At 71.0% G+C, this 10,716-nt stretch carries 12 protein-coding genes; all 12 read left to right on the forward strand.

The window, feature by feature from the left end; translation table 11 throughout:
- Nucleotides 1-35 precede the first annotated feature (35 nt).
- Nucleotides 36-1,370 carry a hypothetical protein gene (locus ACWEN3_RS11425; protein WP_452968658.1) on the forward strand — a complete coding sequence of 445 codons (1,335 nt, stop codon included), beginning with the start codon at nt 36-38 and terminating at the stop codon, nt 1,368-1,370.
- A gap of 132 nt (nt 1,371-1,502) precedes the next feature.
- The gene (locus tag ACWEN3_RS11430; RefSeq protein ID WP_452968660.1) at nt 1,503-2,075 is read left to right on the forward strand and encodes a GNAT family N-acetyltransferase; all 573 of its coding nucleotides are present in this window, start codon (nt 1,503-1,505) and stop codon (nt 2,073-2,075) included.
- A 127-nt stretch (nt 2,076-2,202) separates the two neighbouring features.
- Nucleotides 2,203-2,286, forward strand: coding sequence for a putative leader peptide (locus ACWEN3_RS11435; protein WP_310739661.1), 84 nt, complete (start codon nt 2,203-2,205; stop codon nt 2,284-2,286).
- 115 nt (nt 2,287-2,401) lie between these two features.
- Nucleotides 2,402-4,102, forward strand: coding sequence for a nitrite/sulfite reductase (locus ACWEN3_RS11440; protein ID WP_452968663.1), 1,701 nt, complete (start codon nt 2,402-2,404; stop codon nt 4,100-4,102).
- A complete protein-coding gene (locus tag ACWEN3_RS11445) occupies nt 4,099-4,281 on the forward strand; it encodes a hypothetical protein (RefSeq protein WP_452968665.1) in 183 nt (60 codons plus the stop codon). The genes ACWEN3_RS11440 and ACWEN3_RS11445 overlap by 4 nt, the downstream gene beginning before the upstream one ends.
- Nucleotides 4,278-4,988 (forward strand): phosphoadenylyl-sulfate reductase, encoded by a 711-nt coding sequence (locus tag ACWEN3_RS11450; RefSeq protein ID WP_452968668.1) that lies wholly within the window; start codon nt 4,278-4,280, stop codon nt 4,986-4,988. Before ACWEN3_RS11445 ends, ACWEN3_RS11450 begins: the two co-directional genes overlap by 4 nt.
- An 86-nt stretch (nt 4,989-5,074) precedes the next feature.
- Entirely contained in the window at nt 5,075-5,611 is a 537-nt protein-coding gene (cysC, locus tag ACWEN3_RS11455; protein WP_452968692.1) for an adenylyl-sulfate kinase, read from the forward strand.
- Entirely contained in the window at nt 5,608-6,543 is a 936-nt protein-coding gene (gene cysD / locus ACWEN3_RS11460) for a sulfate adenylyltransferase subunit CysD (RefSeq protein WP_452968670.1), read from the forward strand. Before cysC ends, cysD begins: the two co-directional genes overlap by 4 nt.
- Nucleotides 6,544-6,545: 2 nt before the next feature.
- The gene (locus tag ACWEN3_RS11465) at nt 6,546-7,880 is read left to right on the forward strand and encodes a sulfate adenylyltransferase subunit 1 (protein ID WP_452968673.1); all 1,335 of its coding nucleotides are present in this window, start codon (nt 6,546-6,548) and stop codon (nt 7,878-7,880) included.
- A gap of 235 nt (nt 7,881-8,115) precedes the next feature.
- A complete protein-coding gene (locus ACWEN3_RS11470; RefSeq protein ID WP_452968676.1) occupies nt 8,116-9,225 on the forward strand; it encodes an aliphatic sulfonate ABC transporter substrate-binding protein in 1,110 nt (369 codons plus the stop codon).
- Nucleotides 9,226-9,260: 35 nt separating this feature from the next.
- Nucleotides 9,261-10,040 (forward strand): ABC transporter ATP-binding protein, encoded by a 780-nt coding sequence (locus ACWEN3_RS11475; protein WP_452968679.1) that lies wholly within the window; start codon nt 9,261-9,263, stop codon nt 10,038-10,040.
- On the forward strand, nt 10,027-10,716 hold a 690-nt coding region (locus tag ACWEN3_RS11480), incomplete at its 3' end, for an ABC transporter permease (protein ID WP_452968682.1). The genes ACWEN3_RS11475 and ACWEN3_RS11480, both read left to right, overlap by 14 nt.

Raw genomic sequence — 10,716 nt, forward strand, 5'->3', positions numbered from 1 at the left:
CTTCAGGCGCAGTTGGCACGCCCTCGGGAGGAGAGATGAAGCATCGCGGAAGACACCGCCGGCGCAGACGGGGCGCTGCGCTGCGCGCCGTCCTGACCGGGACCGCGCTGGCGCTCACCGCGGCCGCCACGCTGATCAGCGCGTCCCAGGCCCAGGTCACCGAGAGCCCCGGTGCGCTCAAGCCGCTCTCCTCCCCGGCGGATTCCGGCCGGCTCCGGCTCCAGGAACGGCTGGTCCCGGCCCGCGATCTGGACCGGCTGGCCGCCGGGATGGGCCGTCCGGTCGGCGTGGACGCCGTGCTGAACAGCGCCGACCACGGCATGCGCGAGTCCGCCGACTGCTCCTCCGCCGACCACGCGTCCCTGCCCGTCACCCCGGCCGCCACCCGCGCCTACTGCTGGGACCGGGCCGACACCGACGGCACCGACTGGCGGCCGGCCTCGGTGACGACGTCCGGGGACGCCGACGACGACGGCGTCTGGGGCACCCACCGGGTCGTCCTCACCGGCTGGACCCACAGCACCGACACCGGCCGCGCCGCCGAGCGGGGCCTCGCCCGGGTCGCCTTCGTGAACGCCGACGACCCCGCCCACCTCTCCTACCGCTGGGTGCTGCTCGTGGTGCCGGTGCACGACGGCCGGGACTACCGGGGCCTGGCCTCCGCGATCTCCGGCATGGTCTGGTACCACGACAAGCTGCTGGTCACCACCACGGCCGGCGACGCCGACGCGCTCTACGTCTACGACCTCGACCGCATCCAGCGCACCACGGTCGACGGACCGGCGATCGGCCGGGTACGCGGCGGCTGGTCCGCCGACGGCTACCGGTACGTGATGCCCGCGATCGGCTCCTACCGCTTCACCTCCGGCCGCTGCGCCCCCTCCGGGCCGCCGTGCCCGGGCGCGCTCGCCGTCGACCGCGGCACCGTGCCGGACAGCCTGGTCGCGGCCGAGTGGACCGAGCCCGGCGCCGGCCGGCGCGCCCGGCTGTGGCGGTACGCGCTGAGCACGACCCCCGCGCGCGGCGGGCTGCTGTCCGCGGGCGCCGACGGCCGGGTGGACGCGGAGCAGGCATACACGACCCGGGCGTCCGGGATCCGGGGTGTGCTGTCGTACCGGCGGCCCGGGGCGGATGCCCCGTCCTGGTATGTGGGACGCCTGCCCGACTCCTGGGACGGACACGGCGGACTGTGGCGGCAGGACCTCGGCGGAGCGAAGGCGGCCCGCTGCGGTTCGGACGCCTCCCGCCGCTGCTGGGCCGCCTCCACGGGCTCCCTGTCCTACTGGCAGGCGACCGGCGAGGTCTGGTCGCTGTCGGACCGGATGCTGTTCGCCCTGCCCCTGGCCGAACTCGACCGGTCGCTGGACTGACCGCCCACCGGCCGCCGCGACGACCCGGTCGACCGCTCTTCACGGTGACACGACCGAGTGACCCGGCCGGCCCCTCGCCGCGGTGACCCGGCCGATCGACAGATCCGCCGACGGGATGATTCCCTGGCCCGCATGAGCAGCGTCCCCGTCACCACCTGGTCCCTGGAGCAGACGTCCCCGGCCGACCTCCTGCCCGCCGCCGCGCCCGAGGGCGATGTGCGGATCGTGCGCGCCGAGGCCCCCTCCCCCGAGTTCAGCCGCTTCCTGTACGCCTCGGTCGGTGGGGACATCCGCTGGACGGACCGGCTCGGCTGGCCGTACGCGCGGTGGCGGGAGCACCTGGACCGGCCCGGGGTGGAGACCTGGGTGGTCTACGACCGGGGCACCCCGGCCGGCTACGCCGAACTGGAGCCGCAGGACGAGGGCGTGGTCGAGATCGTCTACTTCGGCCTGCTCCCCCCCTTCCGGGGCCGCCGCATCGGCGGGCACCTGCTGGCGTACGGCACGGCCCGCGCCTGGGACCTGGCCGAGCGGTGGCCCGGGCGGACGCCGACCAAGCGGGTGTGGCTGCACACGTGCAGCAAGGACGGCGAGTTCGCCATGGACAACTACCAGCGGCGCGGCTTCAAACTGTTCGACACCAAGGTGGAGCTGGAGCCGGAGGTGGCGACGCCGGGGCCCTGGCCCGGCGCATACCCTGCCTGACCTGCCGGGACAAGCCTCCCCGCAGCGCATGTGAGCGACGACACCCTTGTTCCGCGATATGGGACAAGGGTGTCCGCATGTTGGATAAAGCTGGACTGTGTCCAGATCGCCGTGACACGCTTCCGTCATGCCTGGAACTGGAATTGCCTTGGTGAGTCGGCGGCACGTCGACCTCGGCCGCATGTCCAGCGCCATCTGTCCGGCGAGCTGAGCTCACAGCACCGCCGTTCTCCCCGTATCTGATCCCTGCCCGCGCAAGGACGCGCACCCATGCCCGCATGCGCAGGTCAGTGCCGCATTCCCGCCTTTCCGAAGGACGTACAACCATGGCCGCCACCCCGCAGGACCCTGCCGCCTCCGCGCCCCGCCGCAAGGTGAGCCGTCACCGCGGTGAGGGTCAGTGGGCCGCAGGCCACTTCACCCCGCTGAACGGCAACGAGCAGGTCAAGAAGGACGACGACGGTCTCAATGTGCGGACACGCATTGAGACGATCTACTCCAAGCGCGGCTTCGACTCGATCGACCCGAGCGACCTGCGCGGCCGGATGCGCTGGTGGGGGCTCTACACCCAGCGCAAACCCGGGATCGACGGCGGCAAGACCGCGATCCTGGAGCCGGAGGAACTGGACGACCGCTACTTCATGCTGCGGGTGCGCATCGACGGCGGCGCGCTCACCACACAGCAGTTGCGGGTCATCGGTGAGATCTCGCAGGAGTTCGCGCGCGGCACCGCGGACATCACAGACCGTCAGAACGTCCAGTACCACTGGATCCGGATCGAGGACGTGCCCGAGATCTGGGAACGCCTCGAGGGCGTGGGCCTGTCCACGGTCACCGCCTGCGGCGACACCCCGCGCGTGATGATCGCCTCCCCGGTGGCGGGCATCGCCGAGGACGAGATCATCGACGCCACCCCGGCGCTGGAGGAGATGAAGCGCCGCGTCCTGAACAACAAGGCGTACTCCAACCTGCCGCGCAAGTTCAAGACGGCCATCTCGGGTTCGCCGCTGCTGGACGTGGTCCACGAGATCAACGACGTCGCCTTCGTCGGCGTCCGGCACCCCGAGCACGGCCCCGGCTTCGACCTGTGGGTCGGCGGCGGTCTGTCCACCAACCCCAAGCTGGGCGTGCGGCTGGGCGCCTGGGTGCCGATCGACGAGGTCCCGGACGTCTACGAGGGCGTGGTCTCGATCTTCCGTGACTACGGCTACCGCCGGCTGCGCAACCGCGCCCGGCTGAAGTTCCTCGTCGCCGACTGGGGTCCGGAGAAGTTCCGCCAGGTGCTGGAGGACGAGTACCTCGGCGGGCGCAAGCTGATCGACGGACCCGCTCCCGAGCAGCCCGTCCAGCAGTGGCGCGACCACATCGGTGTGCACCGGCAGCAGGACGGCCGGTTCTACGTCGGCTTCGCCCCGCGCGTCGGCCGCGTCGACGGCGCCACCCTGACGAAGGTCGCCGATCTCGCGGAGGCGCACGGCTCGGGCCGGGTCCGCACCACCGTCGAGCAGAAGATGATCGTGCTCGACGTCGAGGAGGACAAGGTCGACTCGCTGGTCGACGGCCTGGAGGCGCTGGACCTCACCGCCCGGCCGTCCACCTTCCGGCGCGGCACCATGGCCTGCACCGGCATCGAGTTCTGCAAGCTCGCCATCGTCGAGACCAAGCAGCGCGGCTCGCAGCTGATCGACGAACTCGAGCGCCGGCTCCCGGACTTCGAGGAGCCGATCACCATCAACCTCAACGGCTGCCCCAACGCCTGCGCCCGTATCCAGGTCGCGGACATCGGTCTCAAGGGACAGCTGGTCGTCGACGACCGGGGCGAGCAGGTCGAGGGCTACCAGGTGCACCTCGGCGGCGCGCTCGGCCTGGAGCCCGGCTTCGGCCGCAAGGTCCGCGGCCTGAAGGTCACCGCGCAGGAACTGCCCGACTACATCGAGCGGGTGCTGAAGCGCTTCCAGGCCGAACGCGAGGACGGCGAGCGGTTCGCCGCCTGGGCCGCCCGGGCCTCCGAGGAGGACCTGTCGTGAGCGAGCGGGCCGCACCCTTCTACTGCCCCTACTGCGGCGACGAGGACCTGCGTCCGAGCGAGCAGGGACACGGCGCCTGGGAATGCGGCGCGTGCAACCGCGCATTCCAGCTGAAGTTCCTCGGGCTGCTCGCCCGGGGCCTTCAGCGAGCCGACGACGGAGGGGACGACCAGACATGACGGCGACTCAGAAAGAGCGCACCACCGAGGAGTTGAAGGCGCTCGCCGAGCAGGCGGGCCGCGATCTGGAGGACGCCTCCGCCCTGGAGATCCTCCAGTGGGCGGTGGACACCTTCGGAAAGCAGTTCTGCGTCACCTCCTCCATGGAGGACGCCGTGGTCGCCCATCTCGCCTCCCGCGTGCTCAAGGGCGTCGACGTCGTCTTCCTCGACACCGGCTACCACTTCCCGGAGACCATCGGCACCCGGGACGCCGTCGAGGCCGTGATGGACGTCAACGTCATCACCCTGACGCCGCGTCAGACGGTCGCCGAGCAGGACGCGGAGTACGGCCCCCGGCTGCACGACCGCGACCCGGACCTGTGCTGCAAGCTGCGCAAGGTGCAGCCCCTGGAGGAGGGCCTGAAGGGCTACCAGGCGTGGGCGACCGGTCTGCGCCGCGACGAGTCCCCGACCCGGGCGAACACCCCCGTGGTCGGCTGGGACGAGAAGCGGCAGAAGGTCAAGGTCTCCCCGATCGCCCGCTGGACCCAGGACGACGTGGACGCGTACGTCGCCGAACACGGCGTGCTCACCAACCCGTTGCTGATGGACGGCTACGCCTCCGTCGGCTGCGCCCCGTGCACCCGCCGGGTCCTGGAGGGCGAGGACGCGCGCGCCGGCCGCTGGGCGGGCCGCGCCAAGACCGAGTGCGGGCTGCACGGATGACCGCGCGCACAGCGGCGCACACGCCGTCCACGGCCGCCGTCGTCACCGCTGTACCGGACGAGATCACTGCGACCCAGGAGAACCACGTGACCACCGGAGCCACCGTCTGGCTCACGGGTCTGCCGAGCGCCGGCAAGACCACCATCGCGTACGAGCTGGCCGGCCGGCTGCGCGCGGAGGGCCACCGCGTCGAGGTGCTCGACGGCGACGAGATCCGCGAGTTCATCTCGGCGGGCCTCGGCTTCTCCCGCGAGGACCGGCACACCAACGTGCAGCGCATCGGCTTCGTCGCCGAACTGCTGGCCCGCAACGGCGTCAAGGCGCTGGTCCCGGTGATCGCGCCGTACGCGGACAGCCGCGACGCGGTGCGCAAGCGGCACGAGGAGAACGGCACCCCGTACCTGGAGATCCATGTGGCGACCCCGGTCGAGGTGTGCAGCGTGCGCGACGTGAAGGGGCTGTACGCCAAGCAGGCCGCGGGCGAGCTGACCGGGCTCACCGGGGTCGACGACCCGTACGAGGAACCGGAGACGCCCGACCTGCGGATCGAGTCGCAGGACCAGACCGTGCAGGAGTCCGCGGCTTCCGTGTACGCCCTGCTGAGCGAGAGGGGACTGGCATGACGACCGTGGCGAAGGTCGAGGAGGGCACGGACAGCCCGTACGCGCTCACGCACCTGGACGCGCTGGAGTCCGAGGCGGTGCACATCTTCCGCGAGGTGGCGGGCGAGTTCGAGAAGCCGGTGATCCTGTTCTCCGGCGGCAAGGACTCCATCGTCATGCTGCACCTGGCGCTGAAGGCGTTCGCCCCGGCGTCGGTGCCCTTCTCGCTGCTGCACGTGGACACCGGGCACAACTTCCCCGAGGTGCTGGAGTACCGGGACCGCGCGGTCGCCCGGCACGGGCTGCGGCTGCATGTGGCCTCCGTGCAGGACTACATCGACCGTGGCGCGCTGAAGGAGCGTGCCGACGGCACCCGCAACCCGCTCCAGACGCTTCCGCTGACCGAGAGGATCCAGAGCGAGAGGTTCGACGCCGTGTTCGGCGGCGGCCGCCGGGACGAGGAGAAGGCCCGCGCCAAGGAGCGCGTGTTCTCGCTGCGGGACGAGTTCTCGCAGTGGGACCCGCGCCGGCAGCGGCCCGAGCTGTGGAACCTGTACAACGGCCGGCACGCCCCCGGTGAGCACGTCCGGGTCTTCCCGCTGTCCAACTGGACCGAACTGGACGTGTGGCAGTACATCGCCCGCGAGGGCATCGAGCTGCCCGAGATCTACTTCGCGCACGAGCGCGAGGTGTTCCGGCGGGGCGGCATGTGGCTGACGGCCGGCGAGTGGGGCGGCCCGAAGGACGGCGAGAGCGTCGAGAAGCGCCAGGTCCGCTACCGGACCGTCGGTGACATGTCCTGCACCGGCGCCGTCGACTCCGACGCGACCACGCTGGACGCCGTGATCACCGAGATCGCCGCCTCCCGGCTCACCGAGCGGGGCGCGACCCGCGCCGACGACAAGATGTCCGAGGCCGCGATGGAAGACCGCAAGCGCGAGGGGTACTTCTAAGCATGAGCACGACCACGACCGAGGTGCTCTCGGCCACCACGCTGCTGCGGTTCGCCACCGCCGGCTCCGTCGACGACGGCAAGTCCACGCTCGTCGGGCGGCTGCTGCACGACTCCAAGTCGGTCCTCACCGACCAGCTGGAGGCCGTGGAGCGCGCCTCGGCGAGCCGCGGCCAGGACGCCCCGGACCTCGCCCTCCTCACCGACGGCCTGCGGGCCGAGCGCGAGCAGGGCATCACCATCGACGTCGCCTACCGCTACTTCGCGACCCCGCGGCGCCGGTTCATCCTGGCCGACACGCCCGGGCACGTTCAGTACACGCGGAACATGGTCACCGGCGCCTCCACGGCCGAGCTGACGGTGATCCTGGTCGACGCCCGCAACGGCGTGGTCGAGCAGACCCGCCGGCACGCGGCGATCGCGGCCCTGCTGCGAGTCCCGCACGTCGTCCTCGCGGTCAACAAGATGGACCTCGTCGACTACGAGGAGGCGGTCTTCGCCACGATCGCCGAGGAGTTCACGGCCTACGCGACCGAGCTGGGCGTCCCGGAGGTCACCGCGATCCCGATCTCGGCGCTGGCCGGCGACAACGTGGTGGAGCCGTCCGCGAACATGGACTGGTACGGCGGCCCGACAGTGCTGGAGCACCTGGAGACCGTGCCGGTCAGCCACGACCTCGCGCACTGCCACGCGCGGCTGCCCGTGCAGTACGTGATCCGGCCGCAGACCGCCGAACACCCCGACTACCGGGGTTACGCGGGCCAGATCGCGGCCGGCACCTTCCGGGTCGGCGAGGAGGTCACGGTGCTGCCGTCCGGGCGGACCACGAAGATCGCCGGCATCGACCTGCTGGGCGAGCCGGTGGACGTAGCCTGGACCACGCAGTCGGTGACGGTCCTGCTGCGGGACGACATCGACGTCTCGCGCGGTGACCTGATCGTGCCGACGAAGGACGCTCCGGCCACCACCCAGGACGTGGAGGCGACCGTCTGCCATGTGGCCGACCAGCCGCTGGCCGTCGGCCACCGGGTGCTGCTCAAGCACGGCACCCGCACGGTGAAGGCGATCGTGAAGGACATACCGTCCCGGCTCACGCTGGACGACCTGTCCCTGCACCCGCACCCCGGACACCTCGTCGCCAACGACATCGGCCGGGTGAAGATCCGTACCGCCGAACCCCTGCCGGTCGACTCCTACGCCGACTCCCGCCGCACCGGCTCCTTCATCCTGATCGACCCGAGCGACGGCACCACGCTCACCGCGGGCATGGTCGGCGAGTCCTTCGCGTCCCCGGAGCCTGTCAAGGACCGGGCCGACGAGGACGGCTGGGACTTCTGAGCATGAACACCAGGGATTTCTTCTCGACGTTCGCGAAGGAGGGCGGCCGCGTCGGCAGCGGCGCCCTCGGCAGCGGGCAGGGCGGGGTGGCGCGATGTGCGCGCTGACGTACGCGCACCGCATGCGCGCCCTCATCCCCCACCCGACGTCCCGGAAGCGACGAAGACCCTTTGCCGAACTCCCGGCCACGACCTGAGAGACCGTGACCGCCGGGCCAACGAGAGGAACCCCTCCCGTGCCTGCCTCCCGCTCCAAACTCGTCCGTCGCGGCATGGCCGCGCTCGCAGCTCTCCCCCTCCTCGCGCTCGCCGCCTGCGGCTACGGCTCCGAGGCCAAGAACGACGACACCGCCAAGGTCGCCGCAGGGGCGAAGAAGATCGACGGACTGGACTCCGTCAAGATCGGCTACTTCGGCAACCTGACCCACGCGACCGCGCTGGTCGGCCGCGAACAGGGCATCTTCCAGAAGGAACTGGGCGCCACCAAGGCGGACTACGCCACCTTCAGCGCCGGCCCGTCCGAGATCGAGGCCCTCAACTCCGGCTCCATCGACATCGGCTGGATCGGCCCCTCCCCCGCGATCAACGGCTACACCAAGTCCGACGGCAAGAGCCTGAAGATCATCGGTGGTTCGGCGTCCGGCGGGGTGAAGCTGGTCGTGAACCCGAAGAGGATCATGTCCCTGAAGGACGTCAGGGGCAAGCGGATCGCCACCCCTCAGCTGGGCAACACGCAGGACGTGGCGTTCCTCAACTGGGCGTCGGAGCAGGGCTGGAAGGTCGACGCACAGAGCGGCAAGGGTGACGTCACGGTCGTCCGCAGCGACAACAAGGTAACTCCGGACGCGTTCAAGTCCGGGTCCGTCGACGGCGCCTGGGTGCCGGAGCCGACCGCGTCGAAGCTGGTCGCCGAGGGCGGCAAGGTGCTGCTGGACGAGTCGGCGCTGTGGCCCGGCAAGAAGTTCGTGATCACGAACATCATCGTGCGCCAGGCCTTCCTCAAGGAGCACCCGAAGGCGGTCGAGGCGGTGCTGAAGGGCTCCGTCGAGGCCAACAAGTGGATCAACGCCGACCCCGACCGGGCAAAGGCCGCGGCCAACAAGCAGCTGGCGGCCGACTCCGGCAAGGCGCTGCCGGCCGACGTCCTCGACCCGGCGTGGAAGTCGATCCGGTTCACCGACGACCCGCTGGCCTCCACGCTCGACGCCGAGGCGACGCACGCGGTCAAGGCCGGTCTGCTGGACAAGCCGGACCTGAAGGGGATCTACGACCTGACGATCCTGAACCGGGTCCTCAAGGCATCGGGCGAGAGCCCGGTCGACGCCGCCGGTCTCGGCACCAGCTGACGCCCGTCCCGATGACTACCCAGGAGGTGACGACCATGGCCACGACCTTCGCCAAGGCCGCCGAGTCGGTCGAGTACGCGGCACGGCTCGAGCACGTCTCGAAGTCCTTCGCGACACCGGGCGGGCAGCAGCTCGTCCTGGACGACATCAGCCTCGATGTCGCGCCCGGCGAGTTCGTCACCCTCCTGGGGGCCTCGGGCTGCGGCAAGTCCACGCTGCTGAACCTGGTGGCGGGCCTGGACCGGCCCACCGCCGGGTCCATCGCCACGGACGGCCGCCCCGCCCTGATGTTCCAGGAACACGCCCTGTTCCCGTGGCTGACGGCGGGCAAGAACATCGAACTCGCTCTCAAGCTCAGGGGTGTTCCCAAGCCCGAGCGGCGCGACCGGGCCGAGGAGCTGCTCGAACTCGTCCGGCTGAAGGGCGCGTACGGCAAGCGGGTGCACGAGCTGTCGGGCGGTATGCGGCAGCGTGTGGCGCTGGCCCGCGCGCTGGCGCAGGAGAGCAGTCTGCTGCTGATGGACGAGCCGTTCGCGGCGCTGGACGCCATCACCCGGGACGTGCTGCACGACGAACTGACCCGCATCTGGTCGGAGACCGGCCTGTCGGTGCTGTTCGTGACGCACAACGTGCGCGAGGCGGTGCGGCTCGCCCAGCGGGTCGTGCTGCTGTCCTCCCGTCCGGGCCGGGTGGCCCGCGAGTGGGAGGTCGACATTCCGCAGCCGCGCCGCATCGAGGACGCGCCCGTGGCGGAACTGTCCCTCGAGATCACCGAAGTACTGCGTGGGGAGATCCGCTGCCATGGCCAGCACTGAGACGACCACCGCCCCCGGGACGGGGAGCGTGGAGGCGGGCCTCGACGCGCTGGAGACCGCGCAGTCGGGCCGTACGCCGTGGCGCAGGACCTTCGTCGACAAGATCGTGCCGCCGATCACCGCGATCGTCGTCGTAGTGGTGGTCTGGCAGGGCCTGATCACCCTGAAGATCGTCGACGACCCGACCAAGCTGCCCACCCCGGGCGCGGTCTGGCACGCCTTCCGCAACGACTGGCTGCAGGGCAACCTGCTCGGCTACATATGGACCAGCGTCTCGCGCGGTCTGCTCGGCTTCTGCTTCGCGCTGCTGATCGGCACCCCGCTGGGGCTGCTGGTGGCGCGGGTGAGGTTCGTGCGCGCGGCCATCGGCCCGATCCTGTCCGGCCTGCAGTCGCTGCCGTCGGTGGCCTGGGTGCCGCCGGCCGTGATCTGGCTGGGCCTGAACAACTCGATGATGTACGCGGTGATCCTGCTCGGCGCCGTGCCGTCCATCGCCAACGGCCTGGTGTCCGGCGTGGACCAGGTGCCGCCGCTGTTCCTGCGCGCGGGGCGCACGCTCGGCGCGACCGGTCTGAAGGGCACCTGGCACGTCACCCTGCCGGCGGCGCTGCCCGGCTACGTGGCCGGCATGAAGCAGGGCTGGGCGTTCTCCTGGCGTTCCCTGATGGCCGCGGAG

It is taken from the genome of Streptomyces sp. NPDC004561, assembly GCF_053602155.1.

Coding starts and splice junctions, on each gene's coding strand:
- ACWEN3_RS11475 (WP_452968679.1), top strand. CDS start 9,261: ATGGCCACGACCTTCGCCAAGGCCGCCGAGTCGGTCGAGTACGCGGCA.
- ACWEN3_RS11425 (WP_452968658.1), top strand. CDS start 36: ATGAAGCATCGCGGAAGACACCGCCGGCGCAGACGGGGCGCTGCGCTG.
- ACWEN3_RS11430 (WP_452968660.1), top strand. CDS start 1,503: ATGAGCAGCGTCCCCGTCACCACCTGGTCCCTGGAGCAGACGTCCCCG.
- ACWEN3_RS11465 (WP_452968673.1), top strand. CDS start 6,546: ATGAGCACGACCACGACCGAGGTGCTCTCGGCCACCACGCTGCTGCGG.
- ACWEN3_RS11440 (WP_452968663.1), top strand. CDS start 2,402: ATGGCCGCCACCCCGCAGGACCCTGCCGCCTCCGCGCCCCGCCGCAAG.
- ACWEN3_RS11435 (WP_310739661.1), top strand. CDS start 2,203: ATGCCTGGAACTGGAATTGCCTTGGTGAGTCGGCGGCACGTCGACCTC.
- cysD (WP_452968670.1), top strand. CDS start 5,608: ATGACGACCGTGGCGAAGGTCGAGGAGGGCACGGACAGCCCGTACGCG.
- ACWEN3_RS11450 (WP_452968668.1), top strand. CDS start 4,278: ATGACGGCGACTCAGAAAGAGCGCACCACCGAGGAGTTGAAGGCGCTC.